The organism is Streptomyces sp. NPDC096046, assembly GCF_040303285.1.
Classification (GTDB): Bacteria; Actinomycetota; Actinomycetes; order Streptomycetales; family Streptomycetaceae; genus Streptomyces.
Map to the genome: position 1 here is coordinate 25201 of NZ_JBEOSZ010000001.1, position 24418 is coordinate 49618.

General features: G+C 68.8%; 27 protein-coding genes and 1 tRNA gene. 12 read left to right on the forward strand and 16 right to left on the reverse strand.

All coding sequences use genetic code 11. The annotated features are described in order from the left end of the window. Positions 1–230: 230 nt before the first annotated feature. The 7 genes from ABTX62_RS00115 to ABTX62_RS00145 all read left to right on the forward strand — a co-directional run bounded on the left by ABTX62_RS00115 (position 231) and on the right by ABTX62_RS00145 (position 8846). Positions 231–584, forward strand: coding sequence for a cupin domain-containing protein (locus ABTX62_RS00115; RefSeq protein WP_352114057.1), 354 nt, complete (start codon positions 231–233; stop codon positions 582–584). 298 nt (positions 585–882) lie between these two features. Next, the gene (locus tag ABTX62_RS00120) at positions 883–1512 is read left to right on the forward strand and encodes an FG-GAP repeat protein (RefSeq protein WP_352114058.1); all 630 of its coding nucleotides are present in this window, start codon (positions 883–885) and stop codon (positions 1510–1512) included. A gap of 443 nt (positions 1513–1955) precedes the next feature. After that, a complete protein-coding gene (locus tag ABTX62_RS00125) occupies positions 1956–3359 on the forward strand; it encodes an FG-GAP repeat protein (RefSeq protein ID WP_352114059.1) in 1404 nt (467 codons plus the stop codon). Beyond that, positions 3356–4819, forward strand: a complete 1464-nt coding sequence (locus ABTX62_RS00130; RefSeq protein ID WP_352114060.1) for a hypothetical protein — start codon at positions 3356–3358, stop codon at positions 4817–4819. The genes ABTX62_RS00125 and ABTX62_RS00130 overlap by 4 nt, the downstream gene beginning before the upstream one ends. Before the next feature lie 23 nt (positions 4820–4842). After that, entirely contained in the window at positions 4843–6276 is a 1434-nt protein-coding gene (locus ABTX62_RS00135) for an FG-GAP-like repeat-containing protein (protein ID WP_352114061.1), read from the forward strand. Between the two features lie 43 nt (positions 6277–6319). Continuing rightward, positions 6320–7750 carry a VCBS repeat-containing protein gene (locus ABTX62_RS00140; protein ID WP_352114062.1) on the forward strand — a complete coding sequence of 477 codons (1431 nt, stop codon included), beginning with the start codon at positions 6320–6322 and terminating at the stop codon, positions 7748–7750. Positions 7751–7832: 82 nt separating this feature from the next. After that, entirely contained in the window at positions 7833–8846 is a 1014-nt protein-coding gene (locus tag ABTX62_RS00145; RefSeq protein WP_352114063.1) for a Yip1 family protein, read from the forward strand. Positions 8847–8906: 60 nt separating this feature from the next. Here ABTX62_RS00145 and ABTX62_RS00150 read toward each other — a convergent pair whose 3' ends face one another. Together ABTX62_RS00150 and dcd are read right to left on the reverse strand one after the other, a co-directional pair. Continuing rightward, positions 8907–9404 (reverse strand): phosphoribosyltransferase, encoded by a 498-nt coding sequence (locus ABTX62_RS00150; RefSeq protein ID WP_352114064.1) that lies wholly within the window; start codon positions 9402–9404, stop codon positions 8907–8909. A gap of 11 nt (positions 9405–9415) precedes the next feature. After that, on the reverse strand, positions 9416–9991 hold the full coding sequence (gene dcd, locus ABTX62_RS00155; RefSeq protein WP_352114065.1) for a dCTP deaminase: 576 nt from the start codon (positions 9989–9991) through the stop codon (positions 9416–9418). Between the two features lie 518 nt (positions 9992–10509). Here dcd and ABTX62_RS00160 point away from each other — a divergent pair. Then, positions 10510–10583, forward strand: a tRNA-Gly gene (locus ABTX62_RS00160). Between the two features lie 79 nt (positions 10584–10662). Here ABTX62_RS00160 and ABTX62_RS00165 read toward each other — a convergent pair. The 10 genes from ABTX62_RS00165 to ABTX62_RS00210 form a co-directional block, all read right to left on the reverse strand. Beyond that, positions 10663–11829 carry a tyrosine-type recombinase/integrase gene (locus ABTX62_RS00165; RefSeq protein WP_352114066.1) on the reverse strand — a complete coding sequence of 389 codons (1167 nt, stop codon included), beginning with the start codon at positions 11827–11829 and terminating at the stop codon, positions 10663–10665. Next, a complete protein-coding gene (locus ABTX62_RS00170) occupies positions 11829–12041 on the reverse strand; it encodes an excisionase family DNA-binding protein (RefSeq protein WP_352114067.1) in 213 nt (70 codons plus the stop codon). The genes ABTX62_RS00165 and ABTX62_RS00170 overlap by 1 nt, the downstream gene beginning before the upstream one ends. Then, positions 12038–13339: a replication initiator gene (locus ABTX62_RS00175; protein ID WP_352114068.1), complete on the reverse strand. Its 1302-nt coding sequence runs from the start codon at positions 13337–13339 to the stop codon at positions 12038–12040. Before ABTX62_RS00175 ends, ABTX62_RS00170 begins: the two co-directional genes overlap by 4 nt. A 130-nt stretch (positions 13340–13469) precedes the next feature. Then, positions 13470–13727, reverse strand: coding sequence for a SpdD protein (locus ABTX62_RS00180; protein ID WP_352114069.1), 258 nt, complete (start codon positions 13725–13727; stop codon positions 13470–13472). A 26-nt stretch (positions 13728–13753) separates the two neighbouring features. Then, complete coding sequence (locus tag ABTX62_RS00185; protein ID WP_352114070.1) at positions 13754–13948, reverse strand: hypothetical protein; 195 nt, start codon at positions 13946–13948, stop codon at positions 13754–13756. A 9-nt stretch (positions 13949–13957) separates the two neighbouring features. Further along, positions 13958–14149, reverse strand: coding sequence for a mobile element transfer protein (locus tag ABTX62_RS00190; RefSeq protein ID WP_352114071.1), 192 nt, complete (start codon positions 14147–14149; stop codon positions 13958–13960). Further along, positions 14149–14340: an RING finger protein gene (locus ABTX62_RS00195; RefSeq protein WP_104783024.1), complete on the reverse strand. Its 192-nt coding sequence runs from the start codon at positions 14338–14340 to the stop codon at positions 14149–14151. The genes ABTX62_RS00190 and ABTX62_RS00195 overlap by 1 nt, the downstream gene beginning before the upstream one ends. Positions 14341–14358: 18 nt before the next feature. Further along, a complete protein-coding gene (locus ABTX62_RS00200) occupies positions 14359–15015 on the reverse strand; it encodes a DUF2637 domain-containing protein (RefSeq protein WP_352114072.1) in 657 nt (218 codons plus the stop codon). An 80-nt stretch (positions 15016–15095) separates the two neighbouring features. Beyond that, on the reverse strand, positions 15096–16469 hold the full coding sequence (locus ABTX62_RS00205) for an FtsK/SpoIIIE domain-containing protein (RefSeq protein WP_352114073.1): 1374 nt from the start codon (positions 16467–16469) through the stop codon (positions 15096–15098). A 5-nt stretch (positions 16470–16474) separates the two neighbouring features. Further along, a complete protein-coding gene (locus ABTX62_RS00210) occupies positions 16475–16825 on the reverse strand; it encodes an SCO3933 family regulatory protein (RefSeq protein ID WP_352114074.1) in 351 nt (116 codons plus the stop codon). A gap of 368 nt (positions 16826–17193) precedes the next feature. Between ABTX62_RS00210 and ABTX62_RS00215 the strand changes: the two genes are divergently transcribed. Next, entirely contained in the window at positions 17194–17409 is a 216-nt protein-coding gene (locus ABTX62_RS00215; RefSeq protein ID WP_352114075.1) for a hypothetical protein, read from the forward strand. A gap of 23 nt (positions 17410–17432) precedes the next feature. On the opposite strand, the gene ABTX62_RS00220 is transcribed toward ABTX62_RS00215, so the two are convergent. The 3 genes from ABTX62_RS00220 to ABTX62_RS00230 all read right to left on the reverse strand — a co-directional run bounded on the left by ABTX62_RS00220 (position 17433) and on the right by ABTX62_RS00230 (position 19704). Beyond that, the gene (locus ABTX62_RS00220; protein WP_352114076.1) at positions 17433–18161 is read right to left on the reverse strand and encodes a GntR family transcriptional regulator; all 729 of its coding nucleotides are present in this window, start codon (positions 18159–18161) and stop codon (positions 17433–17435) included. 86 nt (positions 18162–18247) lie between these two features. Next, positions 18248–18688, reverse strand: a complete 441-nt coding sequence (locus ABTX62_RS00225; RefSeq protein WP_352114077.1) for an ATP-binding protein — start codon at positions 18686–18688, stop codon at positions 18248–18250. Positions 18689–18963: 275 nt separating this feature from the next. Further along, positions 18964–19704 carry a GntR family transcriptional regulator gene (locus ABTX62_RS00230; protein ID WP_352114078.1) on the reverse strand — a complete coding sequence of 247 codons (741 nt, stop codon included), beginning with the start codon at positions 19702–19704 and terminating at the stop codon, positions 18964–18966. Between the two features lie 144 nt (positions 19705–19848). On the opposite strand from ABTX62_RS00230, the gene ABTX62_RS00235 reads away from it, so the two are divergent. The 3 genes from ABTX62_RS00235 to ABTX62_RS00245 all read left to right on the forward strand — a co-directional run bounded on the left by ABTX62_RS00235 (position 19849) and on the right by ABTX62_RS00245 (position 23686). Next, entirely contained in the window at positions 19849–20946 is a 1098-nt protein-coding gene (locus ABTX62_RS00235; protein ID WP_352114079.1) for a DUF1152 domain-containing protein, read from the forward strand. A gap of 491 nt (positions 20947–21437) precedes the next feature. After that, positions 21438–22787, forward strand: coding sequence for a ParB N-terminal domain-containing protein (locus tag ABTX62_RS00240; RefSeq protein ID WP_352114080.1), 1350 nt, complete (start codon positions 21438–21440; stop codon positions 22785–22787). Beyond that, a complete protein-coding gene (locus ABTX62_RS00245; RefSeq protein ID WP_352114081.1) occupies positions 22784–23686 on the forward strand; it encodes a DNA adenine methylase in 903 nt (300 codons plus the stop codon). The genes ABTX62_RS00240 and ABTX62_RS00245 overlap by 4 nt, the downstream gene beginning before the upstream one ends. 306 nt (positions 23687–23992) lie before the next feature. Here ABTX62_RS00245 and ABTX62_RS00250 read toward each other — a convergent pair whose 3' ends face one another. Beyond that, on the reverse strand, positions 23993–24415 hold the full coding sequence (locus ABTX62_RS00250) for a hypothetical protein (protein ID WP_352114082.1): 423 nt from the start codon (positions 24413–24415) through the stop codon (positions 23993–23995). Positions 24416–24418: the final 3 nt, after the last annotated feature.

Consider the following 24418-nt stretch of genomic DNA (forward strand, 5'->3'; position numbering starts at 1 on the left):
ACCGGAGCGGGACCGGAACGGCCCGGGACCGGAGCGGGACCGGAACGGCCCGGGACCGGAGCGGGACCGGAACGGCCCGGGACCGGAGCGGGACCGGAACGGCCCGGGACCGGAGCGGGACCGGAGCGGCCCGGGACCGTGGTGGACCGGACCGGACCGGACCGAGACCGGGCCCTGGCCTGACATGCCGGGCGCACTCGGCTGCTCAAGCACCCAGGAAAGGCAAGACCATGTCGCTTCTGAAGACCATCGACACCGACCCCTCTTTCGCTCCGACCGAGTCCGGGCCACTCCCGGAACGCTTGATCGCGGGCAACCCGTCCTACAAGACCTGGCCCCAGGACGTCGCCTGCGGTGAGACGATCAAAACGGGCATCTGGGAAGCGACGCCCGGCGAGACCCGCTCCGTCAAGGGCGACACCTTCGAGTTCTGCCACATCCTCTCCGGCATCGTCGAACTCACGCCGGAAGGTGGCGAGCCGGTGATCTACAAGGCAGGCGACAGCTTCGTCATGAAGCCCGGCTACGTCGGTGTCTGGAAGACCATCGAAACGGTGCGCAAGATCTACGTGACCGTGAACTGATGCCGACTCCGCGCGACTCCGCAGCCGCGGAGGCCTCGCGCGGGACTGCCTGCGCGGTCAGCCGACTCCGGCGTGCCGCGGGAACGGCCGACGGCTCGCCGAGGACGCAGAGCACCGCGCCCCCGCACACCCCGGAACTCACCGAACTCATGTACAACCCTTTCGTTCCTCCAAGGGTCTCTTGATCGCCGAACACCCGTGAACGCCCGGACAACTCCCGGCGAACACGGGCAGTTCGGCCCTTCATCGACTGTGGATGTCCGCCAGACATCCCCCCGCGTGCAGCAGGAGACCCCGCATGCAGCAGCACGAGCGTCCCTCAGGGCGCCGGCACTTGTCCGCCCGCCCGTCCCGGCGCCCCCGCCTGCGGCTCGCCCCGGCGACCGCCGCGACGACCGCGCTGACCGGCACGCTGCTCTCGTCCACGGCCGGCCCTGCGACGGCCGCGGACGGCACGCACTCCCCGCTGGCCGACATCAACGGCGACGGCATCGACGACGCGACGCTCTCCGCCTCCGGCGCGTACGTGAGCGGCGAGAAGGACGCCGGTCAGCAGCTCCTCACCCTGTCCGGCGCGAAGACCGCAGTGTCCTCCGCGAAGCGGTCCGCGATCGGCCGGAACACCACCGGCAACCCGGGCACGGCCGAGACCGGTGACGTGTCCGGCACCGACGGCGCCTACGCCGACTTCGACGGCGACGGCTGCGACGACCTCGCCGTCTCCTCCCCGCTCGAGGACGTCGGCAGCGACAAGGACGGCGGTGCCGTCCCGGTCCTGTGGGCTTCGGCCCAGGGCATCACCGTCTCGCGCACCGTCTCCCCCGGCGTCTCGGACGTCAGGGGGATCCCGGGCGTCACGGGCATCTCGACGACGGGTTACCCGCACCTCGGCGCCGACTTCGCCGGCCGAGCCCCCGGCACCGACTGAGCCCTTGGCACCGTCGGAACCGCCGGACTCCGACCGAGGCACCCGGCACCCACCGCGCCGCCGGACTCCGACCGAGGCACCCGGCACCCACCGCGCCACCGGACTCCGACCGAGGCACCCGCCACCCACCGCGCCACCAGACTCCGACCGAGGCACCCGCCACCCACCGCGCCACCAGACTCCGACCGAGGCACCCGCCACCCACCGCGCCACCGGACTCCGGCCGAGGCACCGAGCTCCGGCTGAGCGACCGACGCCCGGTGGAGCCACCCGCACCCACCGGACCACCGCGCCCGACCCCAAGCCACCCGCACCACCCAGCCCCCAAGGCCCGCCCCAGCCGCCCGCGCCCGGCGGAGCCACCCGCACCGCCCCCACCACCCCGCAACCCGCTGCGGGGCCGGGCCTCCCAGGTCCGGCCCCTTCCCACTCGGAGCCCCACCTTGCGCAAGCGCACCCTCCTGCTGGCCGCCACGCTCACCACCGGCCTGCTCACCACCACCCCCGCCACCGCCGCCCCCTCCGGCCTCGCCGGTGACTTCAACGGTGACGGATACCGGGACGTCGCGGCCGGCGCCGCGTGCGCCGACGTCGGTTCCGCCTCCTGCGCCGGTGCCGTCGTCGTGCTGTACGGCTCGGCGTCCGGTGTGTCGGCCGCCCGCAGGGCCGTCATCACCCAGAACTCCGCGGGCGTGCCCGGCACCGCCGAGTCCGGCGACCTGTTCGGCTCCGCCCTGGCCGGCGGCGATCTGGACCGGGACGGCTACTCCGACCTCGTCGTGGGCGCCAGCAACGAGAGCATCGGCGACCGGGACGGCGTCGGCTTCGGCACCGTCCTGTGGGGCGGCAAGTCGGGTCTGACCGGCGGCAAGGGCCTGCCGCAGCCATCGACGCTCTCCGAGTACGGCAACTTCTCCCGGGGTATCGCGACGGGCGACTTCGACGGGGACGGCGACACCGACGTCACGCTCACCGGGCAGAGCCACACCCGCGTCTACCACGGCCCCTTCACCCGCACCGGCGGTCCGCTGAACAACCTCCGCGTCGGCGAGGTCGGCACCACGTTCGAGGTGTTCGCGGGCGACCTCACCGGCGACGGCGCGGCCGAGCGCGTGTACCCGTTCAACGTGGACGGCGACACCGGCGGCCAGATCAACTACTTCCGGTGGACCGGCACGACGTACAAGATGGCCGATCTGCCGGCCGCGGACGGCTACCCCGGTTCCATCGGCGACATCAACCGCGACGGCTACGGCGACCTCGTCCTCGGCGACTACACGGACCCGTACGCCCTCAAGCCCGGCGGTCACAAGGGTGGTCAGATCACCGTCTGGTACGGCGGCCCGAACGGCCCCGACCCGGCGCAGCGGCCGACCGTCGTCCACCAGGACACCGCGGGCGTGCCCGGCGCGGGCGAGGCCGAGGACGGTTTCGGCGGCGCGGTGAGCACCGGCGACATCAACGGCGACGGGTACGCCGACGTCGTGGTCTCCGCCCCGGGCGAGGACATCGGCTCGGCGAGGGACGCGGGCTCGGTGACCGTGCTGTTCGGCTCCGCCTCCGGCCTGAAGACCACGGGCGTGAAGTCGTACACCCAGAACACCGCCGGGGTGCCCGGTTCCGCCGAGACCTCGGACCGTTTCGGTTCCTCGGTCGGCCTGAGCGACGTGACCAAGGACGGTAAGGCGGACCTGGTCGTCGGCGTCTACGGCGAGAACTCCACCGGCGGCCTGTGGACCCTGCGCGGCTCCGCCTCCGGCCTGACCACGAGCGGCGCACAAGGCATCACCGCGAACGCCGTCTCCCTCAAGGGCGGCGTCAACCTCGGTGCGGCGGTGGCCCAGTGACGATCCGACGCCTCCCCCGTGAGGCGGGTACGCCCCGGCGCATCCGCCTCACCACCGCCGTCCTCGCCGCGGCCCTGTCCCCGCTCACCCTCACCCTGTCCGTCCCCGCCGCGCACGCCGCGACGGCCGCCGCCCCCTACGACTTCAACGGCGACGGTCGCACCGACCTCGCCGTCGGCGCGCCGGGCGCCACGGTGTCGGGGCAGGCGAGGGCGGGTGCCGTGACCGTCGTCTACGGCGGCACGAGCGGTCCGAAGAGCTCCACGCGCACGCTCCTGACGCAGAACACCGCCGGCGTGCCGGGCGCCGCCGAGGCCGACGACGCCTTCGGCTCCGCGCTCGCCTCCGCCGACCTGAACACCGACGGCTACGCCGACCTGCTGATCGGCACGCCCGGCGAGGACGGCAGCGACACCAACGACGGCACGGTCACCCTCGTCTGGGGCTCGGCGTCCGGTCTGTCCGGGGCCCGTTCGCTGTTCAGCTTCTTCAGCACCGACTACGACCGGTACGGCCGGGCGCTGGCCGCCGGCGACTTCGACGGTGACGGGGACGTCGACGTCGCGGTCGGCTCCACCGGCCCGATCACCCTCTCCCTCGTGAACGGCCCGATCACCAGGACCAGTGGGTCCAACGGCGGTTCGGGCTCTGGCAACGACTGGTGGTCGTCCTCGAACGGCGTCACCCATCTCTCCTCCGGCGATGTCACCGGCGACGGCCGCCCCCGTGTGGTCCTGCACGGCCGCGCCGCGCACAACCGCGCCGCGACCACCTCCCTCGCCGACGTGCGGATCGCCAACTACGTCGACTGGCTGCAGAAGCTGCCCGCCGGGTTCGTCTCCGCCGTGGGCGACATCGACGGTGACGGCCACGACGACATCGTCGTAGGAAACGACCGGGAGGCCTCCGCCGACCCGGCGGGCGCGCTCGGCGGCAAGGTCACCGTCGTCTACGGCGGCCCCGAGGGCCCGGACCCGGACCGGGCCCCGCTCGTCCTCACCCAGGACACCGCCGGTGTGCCCGGCGCCTCCGAGAAGGGCGACCGCTTCGGCAGCGGCGTCTCGCTCGGCGACGCCAACGGCGACGGGTACGCCGACCTGGCGATCGGCACCGCGGGCGAGAACGGCTCCGCCGGGGCGGTCACCGTGCTGTACGGCTCGGCGTCCGGCCTGAAGACCAGGGGCGCGACGTCGTACACCCAGAACACCGCCGGTGTGCCCGGCACCTCCGAGAAGGGCGACCGGTTCGGCGAGCGCGTCACCCTCACCGACCACACCGGCGACCGCCGCGCCGACTTGTCCGTCTCCGCGCCCGGCGAGAACGCCGGCGACGGCGCGGTCTGGTCCCTGCGCTCCACGGCGACCGGCCCGACGGCCACCGGCTCGACGAGCTTCGGGCCGGGCACGACGAACGTTTCGACAGCCGGCGCGCCCGGCTACGGCACCGCACTCAACTCCTGATCACCGACAACGGGGAATCGAAGATGCGCACACGCACCCTCCTCCTGGCCACGGCCCTCACCACCGGCCTGCTGACCGCCCTGCCCGCCACGCAGGCCGCCGCCGCGCCCTCCGGCCTGCCCGGCGACTTCAACGGCGACGGCCACCGCGACCTCGCGATCGCCGCGCCGCTCGGCAAGATCGCCGGCAGGACCGCAGCGGGCTACGTCGCCGTCGTCTACGGCACCGCGAACGGCCTCGACAGCTCCAAGCGCCAGATCATCAGCCAGGCCACCGACGGCATCCCGGGCGTCCCGGAGTCGCAGGACTACTTCGGCGACCGCCTGACCACCGGCGACCTGGACGACGACGGCTACACCGACCTGATCGTGGGCGTGCACGCCGAGCGGATCGGCTCCACCGACGACTCGGGCGTCCTCACCGTCGTCTGGGGCGGCGCGAGCGGCCTGAAGACCGCGACGGACCTGTCCGCCCCCCTCCCCGAGAACCGCAACGAGCTGGGCTGGTCCGTCGCCACCGGCGACTTCGACGGCGACGGCGACACCGACCTGGCCGCCGCCAACATCGCCTACCCCGAACTCAACGTCTTCGAGGGCCCGATCACCCGCACCGGCAAGGCCGCCGAGCTCACCGGCGTCGACACCTCCGCCCAGACCGGCATCAACACCGACCGGGTCGTCGCGGGCGACGTCACCGGCGACGGCCGGTCGGACCTGCTGGTCATGGGCCAGGAGGCGGCCGGCGACGGCTACCGCACCCGCAGCGTGCTGTACAAGGGCTCCGCCACCGGCCTGACGCCGGGCGGCAAGGCCGCCGGGGGGTACGACGCCGTCATCGCGGACGTGAACAAGGACGGCTACGGCGACATCGTGACCGGCAACTTCATGGAGAAGTCCGCGGAAGAGCCGAACGGCGGCCCCGGGGGCGCGGTCACGGTGACCTACGGCGCGGCCGGCGGCCTGAGCACCCGCACCCCCGTGCGCATCACCCAGGACACCGCCGGCGTGCCCGGTGCCGCCGAGCGGAACGACCGCTTCGGCTGGAGCCTGTCGGCCGGCGACACCAACGGCGACGGCTACACCGACATCGCGGTCGGAACCCCGTACGAGGCACTCGGCTCGCTGAAGCAGGCCGGCACGGTCACGGTCCTGCGCGGCTCGGCGTCCGGTCTGACCGGCAGCGGCGCCAAGTCCTTCTCGCAGAACACCGCGGGCGTCCCGGGCACCGCCGAGGCGTACGACTCCTTCGGCTACGCCGTGCGGCTCACCGACGCGAGCGGTGACGGCCGCGCGGAGCTGGTGGCGAGCGCCTCCGGCGAGAACACCGGCGACGGTGCGGTCTGGCTGCTGAAGTCCACCTCGTCCGGCGTCACGGCCACCGGGGCCAAGTCCTTCGGCGCCGCGACGGTCGGCGGCCCGGCGGCCGACGCCGCCTTCGGAGACGTCCTGGCGGGCTGATCCCGCGGACCCCGGCCCCACCACCCACCAGGAGGAACACCTCATGCGCAGGAAGACAGCGGCCGCCCTCACCGCCGCCCTGCTGACCGCAGGTCTCACCCCGCTCGTCCTGGCGGCCCCGGCCTCCGCCGCCCCCGCCAAGTACGCCGACGACTTCAACGGCGACGGCTACCGCGACCTCGCCACCGCCGCGCCCTACACCCCCGTCGGCGGCAAGACCGACGCGGGCGCCGTCGTCGTCACCTACGGCTCCGCGAACGGCATCAGCGCCACCCGCCGCACGATCCTCACCCAGGACACCGCCGGCATCCCCGGCACCGCCGAGCAGGGCGACCGCTTCGGCACGTCCCTCACCTCCGGCGACCTCAACGCCGACGGGTACGCCGACCTCGTGATCGGCAGCGTCGGCGAGGACGTCGGATCCGACGTCGACGGCGGCTCCGTCACGGTCGTCTGGGGCGGCAAGAGTGGCCTGTCCGGGGGCAAGGGCGTCCCCGACCCGGCCGTGTCGGCCCACGACGAGTACGGCATGTCCGTCACCGTCGGCGACTTCGACGGGGACCGCCGCCCCGACCTCGCCGTCGGCGGCACCGGCAGCGACATCTGGATCCACGAGAGCTTCACCAAGACCTCCGGCCCCGCGGCCCGCCACGATCTCGCCACCGGCCTCCAGGCCGGCAACAGCGTCTACGGCGCCCAGGACCTCTCCGCCGGCGACCTCGACGGCGACGGCACCGACGACCTGGTCGTCACGGGTAGCGAGGCGTCGACGTACGACGACGGCAACATGATCTACCTCGGCTCCGCCTCCGGCTTCACGTACCAGACGTTCCTCAGGAGCGGCGGCTGGGAGCTGGCGACCGTCGGCGACCTGAACGGCGACGGCTACGACGACGTCGTCTCGGCGGCGTACGGCGGCGACGGCAAGAGCCTCGGCGGCTCCGTCAGCGCCTACCTCGGCAGCGCGAACGGCGTCCGCACCCAGCCCCAGACCACGATCGACCAGGACACCCCCGGAGTCCCCGGCGCCGACGAGGAAGGCGACTGGTTCGGCAACGCCCTCTCCATCGCCGACGTCAACGGCGACGGCTACGGCGACCTGGCCGTCGGCGCCCTCCACGAGAACATCGGCACCACGAAGATCGCCGGCATGGTCACGGTCCTGCGCGGCTCGGCCGCCGGCCTGACCGCCACCGGCGCCCAGTCGCTCACCCAGAACACGGCCGGCGTCCCCGGCACCGCCGAGTCCGCCGACCGCTTCGGCGCGTCCGTACGCCTGTCCGACCTCACCGGCGACGGCAAGGCGGACCTGTCCGTCGGCGCGGACGGCGAGAACCACCCCTCCGGCTCGGTCCACAGCCTGCGCGGCTCGGCCTCCGGCGTGACCACCACGAACGCCATCAGCTTCGGCCCGGGCTCCCTCGGCATGTCGACCACCGGCTACCTGAGGCTGGGCCAGGACATGCTGAGCTGACCCCGCCGCGACGGTCGGGGCGATACCCGTACGGCCGAACCCTGAGGGCCCACGGACGCTCAAGGGCCCTCCCCCTTAAGGGATGTCACAGCTCGGCCGCAAAGCCGGGCCCGGAAGCCCGGGCCCGGCACGCCACCGCCGGGGACCAGGTACGTTCGAAGACGTGGCTGGATTCAGGATCGGACGCGGCCGGAACAACGGCGCTCCTCAGACGCGACCGCACAACCCTCCGAACGGGCAGCAGACGCCGCAGGGGCCGTCGTACGGCTACCCGCAGGCGCCGCAGCCGTACCCGCAGGCGCCGCAGCCCTACGGCAACGGCGGCGGCCCCGCCTGGCCGCAGCCGAACGCCGGGCACGGCGGGGGCTACGGCGGCCAGGGCGAGCCGGAGTACTTCGGCGACGGCGCGTACCCGCCCGGCCCGCAGGGCCCGCCCGACCCGTACGCTGCGAACAACCCGGGCCACACCCAGGCCTTCTCGGTCGGCGAGGACCCCTACACCCAGGGCGACACCTACCGGGCCGGCTCGGCCGCCCCGCCGCCCGGCCCCATCGGCCCGCGCCTGCACTGGAAGGCCCTGCTCCGGGGGATCGTCCTCGCCCCCAACCAGACGTTCCTCCAGATGCGGGACTACTCGATGTGGGGCCCGGCCCTGATCGTCACGTTCCTCTACGGCCTGCTCGCCGTCTTCGGCTTCGACGGCGCCCGCGCCGACGCCATAAACGCCACACTGTCGAACGCGGTGCCGATCGTCCTGACGACGGCCGTCGCGATGGTGCTGAGCGCCTTCGTCCTGGGCGTGGTCACCCACACCCTGGCCCGCCAGCTCGGTGGCGACGGCGCCTGGCAGCCCACGGTGGGCCTGTCGATGCTGATCATGTCCCTCTCGGACGCGCCCCGCCTGGTCTTCGCCATGTTCGCGGGCGGCGACGCGATGTTCGTCCAGCTGCTGGGCTGGGCCACCTGGGTCGCCGGGGGTGTGCTGCTGACCCTCATGGTCGGCCGCTCCCACGACCTGCCCTGGCCGAAGGCGCTCGGCGCGTCGGCGATCCAGCTGATCGCCCTGCTGTCGATCGTGAAGCTGGGCACGGTCTGAGGTCCCGCACGCACGAGAGAGGGGCTCCCCACCGGGGAGCCCCTCTTCTGCTCACGCCGGTCAGGCGTCGAGCACCTGGCCGGCCCGCCGCACCACGGGCCCGTCCACACTCCACGGGAAGTTGATCCAGTCGTCGGTCCGCTTCCACACGTACTCGCACTGCACCAGCGACTGCGACTTCTCGTAGACGACGGCGCTGCGCACCTCGGCGACGGTGTCGAGGCAGAAGTCGCGCACCAGCTTGAGCGTCTTGCCGGTGTCGGCGACGTCGTCGGTGATCAGCACCTTCTTCTGCGAGAAGTCGATCACGTTCGGCACGGGCGCGAGCATGACCGGCATCTCGAGCGTCGTCCCCACCCCGGTGTAGAACTCGACGTTCACCAGGTGGATGTTCTTGCAGTCGAGGGCGTAGGCGAGCCCGCCGGCCACGAAGACGCCGCCGCGGGCGATGCTGAGGACCACGTCGGGCTCGTACCCGTCGTCGGCGACGGCCTGCGCGAGCTCGCGCACGGCGACGCCGAACCTCTCGTAGGTCAGGTTCTCCCGTATGTCACTCATGTTCGTGCCGCTCACACCCGGGTCCGATGGAAGTTGAGGAAGGACCGCGAGGCGGTCGGCCCGCGCTGCCCCTGGTACCGGGACCCGTACCGCTCGCTCCCGTACGGGAAGTCGGCGGGCGAGCTCAGCTTGAACATGCACAGCTGCCCGATCTTCATCCCCGGCCACAGCTTGATCGGCAGCGTGGCGAGGTTGGACAGTTCCAGGGTCACGTGTCCGCTGAACCCGGGATCGATGAAACCGGCGGTCGAGTGCGTGACCAGCCCCAGCCGCCCCAGCGAACTCTTCCCCTCCAGCCGGGAGGCGAGATCGTCGGGCAGCGTGATGACCTCGTAGGTGCTCGCCAGGACGAACTCGCCGGGGTGCAGGATGAACGGCTCGTCCCCCTCCGGCTCCACCAGCCGGGTCAGGTCGGACTGCTCGACGGCCGGGTCGATGTGGGGGTACCGGTGATTCTCGAACACCCGGAAGTAGCGGTCGAGGCGCACGTCGATGCTCGACGGCTGCACCATCGATTCGTCATACGGATCGATGCGTACGCGTCCGGCGTCGATCTCGGCCCGGATGTCCTTGTCTGAGAGAAGCACGCCCCGAGGATACGCAAGGCGCGCGGAGCGACCACAACCGGATGTCTCCGCGCGCCTTATGCCTGTTGCCTCTCGCTTTGTCCGTTGCCGCTACCGCTTCTGATAGCTGACGGGCACCACGCTCCGGAGCCGCGCACATCGCGGACACCGAAGCAGCCGCCCGGGGCCGAGCCGCTCGGCCTGCTGCATCGGGAACGAAGCGGTGCTGAACACGTGCCCATCGGCACAACGGACGACGGTGCGCTCCATCAAGTCCAAGAGTCCCTTCCCCAAGAGCCGCGTCCGGCTGCTGCTTGCCTGACGACAAAAGCCACAGTACGGGATCAAAGGAACGCCCCTCCAGGCGGCACTCCGGCCCCGCCCGGACCCTCTCAGGCCCTCCACCGTACGCCCCAACTCCGTTCCCCCGCAGCGGCATCCCACCCCTGAAAAACCCTCAGGCCCGCGGCGCGAACACCGGGGGCCTGGCATGAGGTAAAGTGGCGAACGTCCGGACACCGACTCCGTCGGCGTCTTACGCGGGTGTAGTTTAATGGTAGAACATCAGCTTCCCAAGCTGAGAGCGCGAGTTCGATTCTCGTCACCCGCTCCATGCGAAACCCCCAGGTCAGAGACCCGGGGGTTCTTTGTTGTCTAGACCGGTGAGCCGGTCGCGCACCATAACCGCACCATTAGCTCTCGGCAGCCTCCTCGCTGTGGTGCGCGGGGTCGTCCGTGTGGCACTTCGCACGCTCGGCGCGCACCAGGTCGTCGAGCCCGGCGGCCACCTCCCGCTGCCGCTCCTCGTCGGAGTGCTGGTAGATCAGCGCGGCCTTCTCGGAGGACTGCCCGGCACGGACCATCGTGTCCTTGAGGGTGGCGCCGGAGCGGGTCGACAGGGTGTGTCCGGTGTGGCGGAGGTCGTAGAAACGGAAGCCGTCCGGAAGACCGATGACCGCGCGAGCCCGGCGCCACTTCCGACCAAAGGAGGTACGCCGGAACGGCGCGCCCTTCTCCCCTACGAAGACCAGACCATCCGGCCCCTTCTCGGCGTACCAAGCAAGGTGTCGCTTCACCTCCTTGTGGAGGAAGGCCGGGAGGACGACCGTACGTACGCCCGCGTCGGACTTGGTCTCGCCGGGGGCGCGTCTGCCGTTCGTCCGCTCGGGCTCAGCCACGCGGACGCGGATGACGAGGTTGTCCAGGTCGACGTCTCGGCGACGAAGGCCGGCCAGTTCCTCCGGCCGCATCGGACCGTACGCGCCCAGGTAGACCATGAGGCGCCAGCGGATGCCGATCGCATCGGCGAGAGCGTCGACCTGGGCGACGGTGGCGATACGACGTTCGGCAGCTGACTCCTTGCCCGCGCCCTTGATCCGGCACGGATTGCGGCTGATCAGGTCGTCGTCAACGGCCGTCTCCAGGATGGCTTTGAGGAGGCGGTACGCCTTGGCGACGGCTGTCTTGGCTCCGGTGGTGCGGAGTCGTTCGGCTCGCCACTCGCGGACGCGGGGAGCCGTGATCTCGTCCAGGTCGAGCGTGCCGAAGGTCGGGAGGAGATACAGGCGCAGGAGATGCTTGTACAGGTCGTCGGTACGGACGGACAGCTCCCGCTCTTCGACCCACTTCTCGGCGTACACACGGAAGTTGACGGCTCCGGCGTCAGGAGCGCGCCAGTCTCCGCGGCTGAGGTCTGCCTCTACCTGAGACAGCCAGATCTCGGCGTCCTTCTTGGTGTCGAAGGTTTCATCCGCACGAATGCGCTCCCCGTTGGGCCCGAGGTACGACGCGGTCCAGCGTCCGGACCTGTACTGCCGCACCGCACCGAAGCGGCGACGCCTCCCCCTCTTGTTCGCCATCAGGCAGCCCTCCGAAGTACGGCGCGGCGAGGCTTGATCGGCTCGACGGTCCTGGACCGAACGAACTCCTCGATGGCGCTCTCCGGGATACGCACATGCCTGCCGACCTTCACGTACCGGATGCGCCGTTCCTCGATGAGTCGCCGAGGGAAGCGGGGAGTCGTGCCGAGCAGCTTGGCGACCTGGTCGACGGACAGGTAGCGGTCGTTCATGTGGTGGGCTCTCCTTCCGTTCCGGGGGCGGGTTCGAGGGATGCGGCAAGCCAGGCTTCACCGGTGCTGAGGCCGGTTCCTGCGAAGACCCAGTGGGCGAGGACGAGCGTGGTTTCGCCGTTCTGGTGAGCGGCCGCGGCGGCTTGTGCGCGGCGCCATTCGGCGCGGGCGTTGCGGAGGGCGCCGAGAGTGGTGGAGTAGCGGCGGGACTTGGTGGAGAAGTGGCCGCGGAAGCCGAGCATGTGGGCCCAGGCGCGCAGGCGCAGGTGTTCGAGGTCTTTGCGTGCGCCGAGGGTCCAGGCCGTCCGGATCATGCGGCGGGCGTGGTCGGTGATCCGGGCCTGTGCCAGTTCGGCGAGGAAGCGGAGCGGGCGGTCCAGGGTGCCGGTCGCTGTCTCGGCGCCTTTGGTGGCGTACTTGGCGATGTACGCGGCGACGGCCCGTTCGGTCAGCTCTTGGCCGCCGTCGAAGTCGGCGGAGCGGATGGTGCGTACGTCGAGTTGGCGGCCGAAGGTGAAGGTGTGGGCGCGGCCGTCGATGTGCGGTCCGTTGACGCGGGTGGCGGTGGCGGCGGCATGGATGGCGTCGGTCAGCAGCTCGGCGGAGGCCCAGGCGGGAGGGGCCGTGTCGCCGCCCTCCGGGCCGTCGAGGCGGATGACCGCGTGGAAGTGGACGGCGCCCCGCTTCTGGTACTCGGCGACCTTGGCGAAGGACACGCGTGCGTGATGCCTAAACGCGCGTTGGGTGAGTCCGGCGCGCTTGGCGATCTCGCGGCGCAGGTAGATCGAGAAGCGCCGCCAGAGGGCTCCGGCGTGGGCGTTCCAGAGCACGGCCGCTTCGTAGTCGTATGCGTCCGGGTCGAGGGGAGTACCGAGGTCCGGGTCTGTGTCGTCGTGCTGGGCACCGCAGCGGCAGGGCCGCCCGTTGGAGGGGCGGTTGTGGACCGGGCCGAAGCTCGGTGCGGTGAGGGTGGCGAAGACGCGCGGGTGCGTGCCGACCTGTTCGGCGGTGCCCTTGCCGCCGCGGAGTCCGGCGGTGATCAGGTGGAAGGTGTCTCGGCGGTAGACCTCCGCGCAGGCCGCGCAGCGGGTGGCACGGCGGTTGTTGCAGCGGACGAGGAGACTTCCGGCGGGCAGGGAGGACGAGTCGAGGTGGTGGAGGACGCGCCCGATCTCTCCGGTCGTCGAGTCGACCGCGTACTCGGTGCGGTGGCCGTCGAGGCGCACGGGGTTCGTGCAGCCGCCCAGGCCGGAGAGTTGACGGGCCAGCTCGGGCATGGTGCCGAGGGAGGCCAGCATGGAGAGTTCCGCCAGCGGGGGCGGAGTCTGCCGGGTGATGATGGGTCTTCCTTTCGGCTGTTTCGGCGGTTGGGAGGGACGGCCCCGGGGCGGCGGGATGCTTGGCGGCGTTTGCCGCCCCGGCGGCCGGTCAGCGCCTGTTGGCGCCGGTGATGAGGGAGCGCAGGACCACGGCGGCGATGGCCACGGACACGGCCGAGAGGGCGACCGCCGCTAGGAGCGCGGTGAGGACGACGCCGATGACGACCACGGCGGCGACCGCACCGGCGCCGACCCCGACGAACGGGGCGACCGAGCGGCCGGCGGAGGGAGCCGGGGCGTGATCCTGCGGGATGTGGGTGGTGATGCTCGGGACGTGCGGGGTGTCGGGCAGCTTGGGGCGGAACATCGCGGGACTCCTTGTCGGTCGGGGTGTCATTCGTGGGTGCCGTTGACGACATCGACCCCGGTGCGGGTGCCGGACTCGATGGCCGGGGCGAGGACGGTGTGCGAGAGCCAGAAGCCGAACAGCGCGATCACGACGGCGACCCAGAGGCGGATGCCGAGGAACTTGATCGCGGCCCAGGCGATGACGCCCAGGACGAAGACGAGCGGCAGCGAGACGGTCACGGGAGCTCCTCAGCGGACGCGGCAGCGGTGGGTGCGCGCGGCCAGCTCGGCGGCGGCGCGGCTGTCGTAGTCGGTGGAGAAGCCGCAGCGCGGAGCCGTGCAGGCGGCGGTGTGCTTTTCGCGGCCCCGGCCGTCGTTGTAGGTGCCGATCTGGACGGGGCCGATGCGGACGACGCGGCGGAACCGGCGGTTGGCGGACATCAGGGCATCTCCTTGTCGGTCTCGCCGGTGAAGTCGGTGACGTGGTCGGCCAGCCAGCGCAAGATCTCGTCGCCCTCGTAGCTGTCGGCGGCGAGGATCACCGGTTCGGCGATCAGCACGGCTTCGGTGAGGCGGTTCTGTCGGGTCAGCTCGGCGGCACGCTTGAGCGCGCGGAGCGTGGACGGGCGCAAGGGGGACAGTCCTCCGGGTCAGGTGAGTTGGGTGGCGATGGCTTCGGCGAGCGGCATGGGCACACCGAGCCGGGCGCGAAGGGTCGAGGTATCGATGTCGGTCCCGGTCCGTGCGCGGTGTTCGTCGGCGACCTTGCGGGCGAGAGTGACGAGCGCGGGCGGTACCGGGGACGGAGGCGGCGAAGCCGACTCCGCTGTGGTGGCTGGCAGTTCGGGCGTAGCCGTGGGCGGCTCGATGTCTGCGGCGGTCGGTTCCAGCGCCTGTGCCGTCGAAGTTGGTTCCGGTGCCGCCGCCGGGTCCGCGTTGGGATGCGCTGCTCCGTGGGCGAGCAGCGTGCCGCCGAGGAAGGCGACCGCGGGCCAGCCGGCGACGAGGATGCGGAGCCAGGCCGGTACGTCCTCCAGGTCGAGCAGACCGGCGGTGGCGACGTTGGCGCCGAGGGACGCTGTCAGCGCGACGAGGAACCAGCACCACCCGGCCGTCTTCGACTCACCGGAGCGCAGGCGCCGCCAGGCCGCGACCAACAGCAGGTCGACGGAGACCGGATAGGCCCAGGCCTTCCAGCCGTCCTGTCCGGCGGCGAGCGCCAGGTCATGCAGGTGAGCGAAGGACAGCGCGGCGGCGATGACCGCTTGAACGAGCACGGCGTCCACACGGACGGGCAGGGCACGCACGGCCACTCCTTCCAGTTCCGGGCATGGGTGGGGTAGGGACTTGGCGCGGGACAGCCGCGCCAACCGTGAGAGCGAGTCGGTTACTCGGTGATCGGCCGAGGAGTGGCCAGGAAGCCGGACTCCTTCACCGGCACCGGAGGGGCGCAGGGCCGGAACGGCGCGAGCGCCGGAACGTCCGGGGCCAGGTGTGCCGTCTCGCGGCAGGTGGCCGCAGCGTCGGCGAGGGACAGGTGAGGGGTGCGGATGCGGGACCAGCCGCCGGACGTGTCGCCGACGACGGCGAGGCCGGGCAACTCGGCCGCGATGGCGCAAGAGGCCAGAACAGCCTCAGGGGCGATGTCACCGAGCGCCATCTTCGCGGACGCTTCGTCGTTCACCCGATGGCAGACCCGCCCAGTGAGCTGCGCCCGGAGCATGGTCGCTCCCTTGCCCAATTCGGCCCCGAAGCGCTGCCCGCACACCTCCAGATAGATGCCGGCCGCGCGGCCAAGCTGGGCGAGCCGGATGAGCTGAGTGACCATCTCGTCCCGCCGCTCCTCCTCCTTCCTCGTGGCGACAAGGAAGAGTTCCGCCACTTCGTCGACGAACAACACGATGGGAGCCGGGCGCTCGTCCTCCGGCAGGCCCCAGACGTCCGAGGTGATCAGCTCATCCGGAGTGCCGGGCGCGAGGCCCTGCCGCGCTTTGATCAGGTCGTATCGGTCCTCCATTTCCTTGACGAGCACGGGCAGCAACTCGGCAGCCTGCTCCGGATCGGTCGCCAGCGCGGAGAGCCGGGGAGCGAACGGCGTCAGCTCCACCCCGCGCTTGCAGTCGATCCCGACCAAGACCACCGGCTGAGCGGCCAGCCCGGCCAGCAGGTTCCGCAGGAACATAGACTTGCCGGACAGCGTGGCCCCGAGCACGAGTTCGTGAGGCACGGCCCGGTAGTCCCGCACGAAGGCGGTCGCGTCCTCCCGCAGAGCCACCGGCACCCGAAGCGGACCAGCGTCGGTCCGACGCGGCATCCGCACCTTCCGCAGGACGTCGAAGCCGACGAGCCGCAGTTCCACGACACCGGGCCTGACGTCCCGCACGTACACGGCGTGAACACCCCAGGCATGCCGGAGCCGTTCGGCCGAGGCCGCCACGTCCGCCGGTTCCTGGCCAGGAGCCAGCCGCAGCCGAAGCCGCAGACCGGTCGAGGTGGGCCGGATCATGCCCCGGCGAGGAGGCACCGGCCGGACCTCACGGCGAGTCGTGGCCTTCACGGCGAGGGCCCGCCACCGGGGCGGTTCGACCGTCAGGCCGCACGCGTCCATGGTGGAGGTGTACGAGGCCAGCAGCCGGGCCATCGAGACGGGCAGCCCGACCACGGACCAGTACGCCGCCGGATGGGCATGCCGGGCGTAGGCCGCGCCGCCTATCGCAGCGAGCGACCCGCCCAGCTCGGCCCACGTCACCAGGTCGGTCACGACGATCAGCCCGCCTGCTCCATCGGGAAGGCGCCAGGAGCAACGGCGGTCGCGCGGTAGGCGATGCCGTGCCGCTGCTGCCCGTTGAAGACGCTTTCCCACGGCCGGGCGATGAGCCCCGGCAGCGAGACCGGGGCGCCGACGGTCAGGCCGTCCGTCACACCGCTCTCGGGGACGGTGACCTGGATCAGCGACGACTCACCCTCGTCGATGTAGACGACGCCGACCGTCATCAGCGCCTCACCGCTCACGGCGTCCTTGGCGATCTCACCGGTCTGCCGGTCACGCACCTTCGGCGCCGGCGCTTCGGTGAGCAGGACCGTGGCGGCCGAGGCGTCAATACGAATCACACGCACAGATTTCTCCTCCTGAGTCGATCAACCCGCCAACCTGACAGGTTGACTTAGCAAGTTCGAAGCTACGGATGCCAGGTTGACTTGTCAAGCGACTTCGCGGTGGCCGGCGAGCGGCCCTGGAGCCCCGAGCGCACTATGGAGTCAGCAGTAAGGGAGGGCGCGACATGAGCAAGAAGCACCGCGCTCCGGAACCGCAGTCGTGGGGCCCTCGCACTCCACAGTGGGCGGCACCGCCGCCAGGCACATGGCCGGGGCCGCCTCAGGGATCACCCCCAAGTCAGCCCCCGCGCCAGGACAGCACGGCACCGCCGCCGAGGAAGCGGCGCCGGGTCTTCCTGTGGGTCTTTCTCGCCGTGCAGATCTTGTTCTTGATCTGGGTCATTTTGGGCGCCTCGACGGCCAGCGGTACGCCCGAAGGTTGCCGCGGTCTGACGGGAGAGGACCTGAAGCTCTGCGAGGACGCGAGCGACGTCGGAACCACGATCGGGGTGGGCCTGATCGTCGCGTTCTGGGTAGCCGCCGACTTCATCCTGGCGCTTACGTACGTGATCTACCGACTTGCCAGCCGACAACCTCGGACCTGAGTCTCAGTTACCGGTTCAACCCGTCAGCTGAGCCGATAGGTATCTTCGAGTTCCTGTCGGTCAGCAGGAAGGAGCACGTCAGAGACTTGCAACGCCTGTCCTGACGCGTCGCACGCGATGACCAAGACGCTCAGCACAGGCACGCCGTCCGGCAGGCCCAAGAGCCCGGCTTCGCCTGCCTCCGGGAGTCGAGCTGAGACCCGTTCCGTGACATGGTCGAAGCGGACCTTCTTCCTCGCTTCCAGGTGCTCACGCACACTGCGGGCCAGGACATCAGCGCTCGCCAGCTCGGTATCCTCCACCAGGCTGGCGGGGAAGTACGACGAGACCAACTCAACTGCTTCGCCTTCCTCCTCAACGAGGAAGCGGCGCATGAGCACCTTGGCCTTCTTCGGCAAGCCGAGCGCTGAGGCGACCCGCGCAGGGACAACGACTTCAGCGACTTCCACGAGGCGTCCCGAGGTCTGCGACTCGTCGCGCTCCAGGGCCTCTCGCCCCCGCCTGTCCTTCTGCTCGACCACCTCGGGCCGGTCCCGGACGATCGTGCCGTACCCCTGCCGGGACTCCAGCCAGCCATCTCGCTTCAGCAGTTCCAGCGCCCGCACGACGGTGGGGCGGGACATCCCGAAGGCCTGCACCAACTGGTTCTCGCTGGGCACCCGAGTGCCAGGCGCGTACGTGCCGTCCTCGATGCGACGTTGGATCGTCTGTGCGAGGCGCACGTACTTCGGTGGCTCCACTTCATACGCCATGAACGCCGCCTGTCGGGATTAGCCAAGTCAACTGGTCAACCAGACTAGCGAATCTTCGATTGTCGGAGTAGAAGCGGAGCGAACTCTTACTTTCCGGGCCAGGCATCGGCCATCACGAAGGAGACGACGGTTCCGCCGAAGGGACTCGGTGCGGCGTGCCACGACTCGGCCAGCGAATCGACCAAGAGCAGTCCACGCCCGTGGGAGTCGTCGGCGTCGGGGTGCCTGAGTTGTACGTTCGCCGGAAAGCCAGGGTTGTGTACGTCGACCCGAAGCGAATCTCCCTCACGGAACCATTCGACCCGGACAAGCCAGGGGTCGTCTGACCGGCCGTAAGCGATGGCGTTGGTCACCAGCTCCGAGATCATCAGCACACAGTCGTCGACGGAGCAAGCCGGGTTGTACGGGGCGATGAACTTGCGAAACCAGCGCCGAGCCCGCGGTACGGACTCAGCGACAGGGTGCAAGGTCATCGCACCGAGACGCGGTGATTCCTCAGAGGGGTAGCGGTCGATCGTGTAGGCCATGGGTGCTCACTTCCTGCCGCTACCGTCGCAGTCGAGGCAGCGCCGCTTCGATGTGGCGCGGGTGCGATCGGCGGCAGTGGCAAGCGCCAGGGTCGTACGCGAGCCGACACGCTTCCAGCCGCGCCCCCGGCAACCCGGGCAAGGTAACTGCGTGCCCTGATCCGGCCGCTGACTCGTCACACCGCACCTCCTCCCATTGAAGTGGCCTTAGCCACTTCCCGGATAGTGGCATTAGCCACTTGCGGGAGGCAAGCGATTCGCCGCAACTGGCCCCCTCACGTGAGGGGGTAGCCCTGCTCGAACGCCCAGCGATGCGGCGGGTAGGTGGCCTCAGCGAACTCCAACGGCCGGTCTTGGAGGTCGAAGACGACGTGGTGGACGATCAGGACAGCGGCCCCGACCGCAAGTTGCAGGTCCTCGGACTCTTCCTCCGTCGCCTCACGCGCGCACATGCGATCTTCCGCGTAACTGCCCTGCCGTCCGGTCATGGTCTCGACGTACAGCAGCGTTCCCTCTTGGATCCGCTCCGGCTCCAGAAGCTTCGGCGCACGCTGGCCGACATCCGGAGCGAACCACGAGGTGGACAGCGTGATCGGCCCGTCCTGGTTGTTGGTCACCCGTCGCCGGTGTACCGCCCGGCGGTCCTTGACCAGGCCCAGCGCCTCAGCCACGTGATCCGGCGCCTCCAGCCAACCGGCAGAGGTGATCACGGCGTACTCACCCGGCGTGTAGATCTTCCCGGTCTGCCGAGCGCGGCCGTACAACTCACGCGCCCGCCGGTTGACCTCCAGACTCCGCACGTACGTGCCCGAGCCTTGACGCTTCTCGACGAGCCCTTGATGACTCAGAGCCTCCAACGACCGTGCAGCCGTGGGCCGGGACACCTTCCAGTCCGCCGCCAACTGCCGTTCGGACGGCACCTCGTCCCCCGGTCGCAGGTCACCCCGAAGAATCTGATCACGGATGTAGTGCGCGATCTGGAGATACTTCGGCTGAGCCTCCTCGATCTGCGGCATCGCTCCTCCTCACCCAAGGCGAGCCCCAGGCGAGTAGGCGGGCACCCCGCTACCGAGCTGAGGCCTGCTTCTCGATACAAGTGGCTATGGCCTCTAGCCACTATAGGGTGAGTGGTCAACCCCCAACCCCGTAGGCTGAAGCCCATGACGCGGTTGATCGTCGCAGCAGGAGGAGGGGGCGACGCTGTCGCCGCCGCAATGATTCACGCCGCCCTCTACGGCGACGAGGACCAGACGGTGATCCTCACGTACGCATGGGACCGCCTCCTGATCGACCCGGTTCCGGGCCCCCGAGGACCAGACAACTTCACCGGCCTCCACCCCCTCACTCCAGCAGTCTGGGCGGTGCCGGCCGAGGCCCGCCCGATCGCTCCGGCGGGTTCGACACTCCCCCGACTCGCAGCAGAACTCCGGCACACGTTCGCGCTGATCGATGCGCGCCACGGGGTCGAGGGCGTCACCCGCCAACTCGAGGAGCTGGTGGACCACTTGTCACCAGAGTCGATCGACCTCCTGGACGTGGGCGGCGACATCCTCGCCCGTGGCGATGAGCCGACGCTGAAGAGCCCCCTTGCCGACGCCGTCACGCTCGCCTCGTGCTGCCAGGTGAATGCACCCGTCCGCCTCTTGGTGACGGGCCCCGGTCTCGACGGCGAACTCTCTCTCGACGAACTGAGCACCATGCTCGGCCCGCTCATCCACACCCTCACGGCGAAGGACGTCGAGCCGATCAGCTCCGTCCTGGAATGGCACCCCTCCGAGGCAACCGGGATGCTCGCGGCGACAGCCCGAGGCGTACGCGGCACCTGCGAAATGCGAGACGCCGGCCTTCCGGTCCCCCTCACCGACGATGGCCCGGCGGTCCATGAAGTCGACCTGGACGAGGCACTCACCCGCAACCAGTTGGCCCGCGCCATCCTGACAACCGCCACCCTGGACGAGGTCGAAGCACACAGCCGCGAAATCTGCGGCTACTCGGAAATCAACTACGAGCGCAACAAGGCCGCGTGGCTCAAGGACCAGCCACCGGTCCAGCTCGACCCTGAGGCCGTACTGTCTCAGCTCGACCAGTTTGAAGCCGAGGCCTACAGCCGCGGAGTCACCCACACGACGTTCCGCCGCATCACCGAGGCCTTGAACTTCAACGGCTCCTTGCGCGAGGACCTGCGCCAACTGCTCATCAACAGCCGTCCGAAGCAGTACGACGCTCCCTTGTGGCGCATCACAGCCACTACTGAGTAACAACCTTCTTCACGGGTTCAAGTGCGGCTCGCTCCGCTCCCCGCGCGCGGCCCGGCCCTCGGCCGGGCCTGCGCTCCAGTCTCCGCCCCGCTCCAACCCGGCCGACGCCCGTGCCGCGCACACAGCAATCAGCCGCCTAATGCCAGAGAAGGGGTACGTCGTGGCTGAGGCGGTCGGCTCCACGGCTTTAGCCACCTCCCCGGTCCGGGTCCCGCGTCGAGCAAGACCAGGGGGCCACTCGTGCACATTGCGGGCAGGTCCAAAGCCTGCCCGAGTTGCCAACCAGCGTACGGCCCCCTGGCCATGCTCGACCCCAGGCCGGGCAGGCCACCGGCCAAACCCGTTCCGCCGCCCTACGACGCTCCGAGAGCGTCACATTCAAGCCATTGGCGAGAAACCTCTTTTCTGGTCGGAAGGCCTCACAAGTGGGTATGATCCAGATTTCATAAATGTGATGCGCTGCAAGGGGGCGGGCGAGGACCATGAGTGGCATGAAGCAAGCAAGCATGCACGTAGCGTCTTTGACGCTTGATGAAACCAACCCTCGGCACGCGCATCGGACCTCGAGCCTCGAGGAGTCCATTGCCGCTCTCCTGGAAAAGGGCCCCGAGAAGCTTCTGAAGCTGGCACGGGACATCTCGCAACATGGGGTCAACCCCACGGAGCTGACGATCGTGTTGGTCGACGGCGACCATAATGTGGTACTCGAAGGAAACAGGAGAGTGGCGGCCCTGAAGCTGCTCCACGATCCGAAACTTGCTCCTACGGAAAAGCTCCGGAAGCAGTTTGCTGCCATTGCAAGGAGCGGGGAGGTGCCGCGTCGGCTGACGTGCGTCGTAGCAGAGAGTCGGATGCAGGCCGAACACTGGATCAAGCTTAAGCACACCGGAGAGAACGGCGGGGTTGGGGTCGTCAAGTGGAGCCCCGGTGAAGCCAGCCGGTTCAGCGGCCGGTCAACACCGACGGAAAAGGCCCGGCTGTTCATCGATGCAACTAATGCATGGTTTCCCGACGATCTCGACCTGCGCACCAACGCTCAGACCGTTCGCGACGGGCGGATCACCAACCTCGGCAGGATGATCGCCGACCCATCTGTCCGGAACCGGCTCGGAATTTCATTCGACGGGGACGTCGTACTCAGCAGCTTTGCGACCTCGAAACTTCGGCCCATCCTTGGTCGCCTCTTCCGCGACCTGGCTGGTCCGGTCTCGGTAGACCAGATCAAGACCAAGAGACAGAGGGAAGACTACCTACAAAAGGTAGAGGATGAACTGCCGAAGCTGGCCGACCGGCTTGAGGAGCCCGAAAGATACTCCAAGTCTGCCAGCAACGAGGGGGCCGACGACACAGGCAGCCCCACTGATAACAGCGACACAGACAGCAAGCCGACGCGGAGAAAGCGGGCTGACTTCGAGAAGAGGCTCTTCCAGGGCGTAAAGCTTCGGCACGCGAGCCTGCGGACTACCGAAGTGTTGGAGGAGGCCCAGCGGATCAAGATCGACGAGATGCCTAACGTCGCGGCCATCATGGTCCGGGCTGTAGTGGACATCGTGGTCACGGAGGTCGCTGAGCAACTGGGGTGGCGGCGCAACCAAGACAAGCTCAAGGGTAGAATCGGCGCCGTTCTGCATCAGGTGGATCCGAACAAGGGCGAACCTCTCCTTGCGAACGCATGGAGGTTTTCGCAGGAGGAGGACGGCGCATTGGTCTTGAAGACCCTACACTCCTTCGTGCATTCCTGGCAGAACAACCCACTAACTTCTGAGGTGCGGAAATTGAGCATGGCATATGGTCCCCTTTTGAGCAAGGCTGACGAATTGCTAGAGAAGAAGAAGCGATGAGGTACATCAGCCCTCTCCGATACCCCGGAGGAAAGGCAAGGCTGGCTCCTTACATCGCCCATCTAATTGCGCGACAACGCCCGCGCCCCAAAGCGTATGCGGAAGCATTTGCCGGGGGCGCGGGCGCCGCGCTGCGTCTTCTTGTCGACAATGAAGTTGACCATATTTACATTAACGACCTTGACCCTGGCGTTGCTGCCCTATGGCGTTGCATTTTCAACCACACAGAGCAATTCATCGCTGCAGTCGAGACTGAAGAGATTAGCGTCGCTGCTTGGCATCGCCATTCACAGACCTATCAAGACCCGTCAGGAAAGAGTGACATCGAGCTGGGATTTGCCACCTTCTTCCTAAACCGATGCAATCGATCCGGCATTCTCCGAGCTCGCCCGATTGGCGGGCTTGATCAGAATGGCAATTGGAAGATCGACGCCCGATTCAATCGAGAAAGCCTAGTCCAGAGGATTCGGAATCTCGGCAATTATTCATCCCGGGTAACTCTGTCCGAGATGGATGCCCGGTCGTTCATCAAGAACCTAGAACCACAGAGCGACGACGTTCTTCTGTACGTTGACCCCCCTTACCTAGTGCAAGGGGATCGACTCTACATGGACTCCCTCACCGAGAGCGACCATAAGGAACTAGCAGCCGTTCTACGTAAAACCCCATTGCGATGGCTATTGACTTACGATGCAGATAAACGCATCACAGGAGAGCTCTACAAAGGGTTCCGGTGCGTCGAATTTAGTATCCTCCATACTGCCCAGATACAGCGCACCGGTGTCGAGTATGCCATTTTCGGGAACCAACTAATTCTGCCCGAAGTGACTGGAATTATCGGCGACGGTAACTATCGCTGGATGACTTCCAAGCGTAAGAGGACTGCCGACCGGCTGTGACAGATTGAGGAGCACGGCTGCATACGCCACTCCATGGGAGTCAAAGGAAGAGTCGAGGGTGGACCGTATCGCTGTTCTTGCTGCGATTTCTTCACGCTTACCGAGCGCGCTGGCCACAGGTGATCGCAGCAGCAAGTCTGGATAATCCCTCATGGCCGGCCATCGCGTCTGGTTCTGGCCATGTAGAGGCGACAACCACAGTCAACGAAGAGAAAGCGGCATGCAGGCCGGGGCACCAGTTCGGAGGCTCCTGAGCCCGACCCGTTCATCCCCGATCTGCTGCGCCTAGCCCACCACAACGGATCATCATTCAGACTGCCGAATGATGTCGCCCTCGCCAGCTTCGGGCCCATTGCCGCGGATAGCCTCAGAACGAAGCCGATACCCAATGGTCGCTTCGATAATCCTATCTTTGACTTTCTCTACGGTATCAGATCGGGGCATTGGCAGATCAAGGGCCGAAGCTAGATGACGCAACTTTTCTCGATTGAGTCTCAACTCCTCAAGGTACGAGTATCCAATCTCCCTCGAATCCATACCGGAGAGAGTTGCCCTAATCTCCTCAACATCTGGAACTTCCAGTGCTGGAGCCTTCTTTGTCTGCCCACGCTTGACCGATGGCTCGCAGACCAGTTTGGCCTGTCCGCTAATCAAGCTCTCAATTTCTTCAGGCGTGAGACGCCTGAGTAGGGTCGCGACTTGCTTCAAGACCTCAATCGGAATTTCCATTGG

Excerpts from the sequence above, each read along its gene's own strand:
- ABTX62_RS00115 (WP_352114057.1), top strand. The coding sequence starts at position 231 with ATGTCGCTTCTGAAGACCATCGACACCGACCCCTCTTTCGCTCCGACC.
- ABTX62_RS00120 (WP_352114058.1), top strand. The coding sequence starts at position 883 with ATGCAGCAGCACGAGCGTCCCTCAGGGCGCCGGCACTTGTCCGCCCGC.
- ABTX62_RS00135 (WP_352114061.1), top strand. The coding sequence starts at position 4,843 with ATGCGCACACGCACCCTCCTCCTGGCCACGGCCCTCACCACCGGCCTG.
- ABTX62_RS00140 (WP_352114062.1), top strand. The coding sequence starts at position 6,320 with ATGCGCAGGAAGACAGCGGCCGCCCTCACCGCCGCCCTGCTGACCGCA.
- ABTX62_RS00145 (WP_352114063.1), top strand. The coding sequence starts at position 7,833 with ATGTCACAGCTCGGCCGCAAAGCCGGGCCCGGAAGCCCGGGCCCGGCA.
- ABTX62_RS00150 (WP_352114064.1), bottom strand. The coding sequence starts at position 9,404 with ATGAGTGACATACGGGAGAACCTGACCTACGAGAGGTTCGGCGTCGCC.
- ABTX62_RS00165 (WP_352114066.1), bottom strand. The coding sequence starts at position 11,829 with ATGGCGAACAAGAGGGGGAGGCGTCGCCGCTTCGGTGCGGTGCGGCAG.
- ABTX62_RS00170 (WP_352114067.1), bottom strand. The coding sequence starts at position 12,041 with ATGAACGACCGCTACCTGTCCGTCGACCAGGTCGCCAAGCTGCTCGGC.
- ABTX62_RS00175 (WP_352114068.1), bottom strand. The coding sequence starts at position 13,339 with ATGCTGGCCTCCCTCGGCACCATGCCCGAGCTGGCCCGTCAACTCTCC.
- ABTX62_RS00180 (WP_352114069.1), bottom strand. The coding sequence starts at position 13,727 with ATGTTCCGCCCCAAGCTGCCCGACACCCCGCACGTCCCGAGCATCACC.
- ABTX62_RS00190 (WP_352114071.1), bottom strand. The coding sequence starts at position 14,149 with ATGTCCGCCAACCGCCGGTTCCGCCGCGTCGTCCGCATCGGCCCCGTC.
- ABTX62_RS00220 (WP_352114076.1), bottom strand. The coding sequence starts at position 18,161 with ATGGCGTATGAAGTGGAGCCACCGAAGTACGTGCGCCTCGCACAGACG.
- ABTX62_RS00225 (WP_352114077.1), bottom strand. The coding sequence starts at position 18,688 with ATGGCCTACACGATCGACCGCTACCCCTCTGAGGAATCACCGCGTCTC.
- ABTX62_RS00230 (WP_352114078.1), bottom strand. The coding sequence starts at position 19,704 with ATGCCGCAGATCGAGGAGGCTCAGCCGAAGTATCTCCAGATCGCGCAC.
- ABTX62_RS00235 (WP_352114079.1), top strand. The coding sequence starts at position 19,849 with ATGACGCGGTTGATCGTCGCAGCAGGAGGAGGGGGCGACGCTGTCGCC.
- ABTX62_RS00240 (WP_352114080.1), top strand. The coding sequence starts at position 21,438 with ATGAAGCAAGCAAGCATGCACGTAGCGTCTTTGACGCTTGATGAAACC.
- ABTX62_RS00245 (WP_352114081.1), top strand. The coding sequence starts at position 22,784 with ATGAGGTACATCAGCCCTCTCCGATACCCCGGAGGAAAGGCAAGGCTG.
- ABTX62_RS00250 (WP_352114082.1), bottom strand. The coding sequence starts at position 24,415 with ATGGAAATTCCGATTGAGGTCTTGAAGCAAGTCGCGACCCTACTCAGG.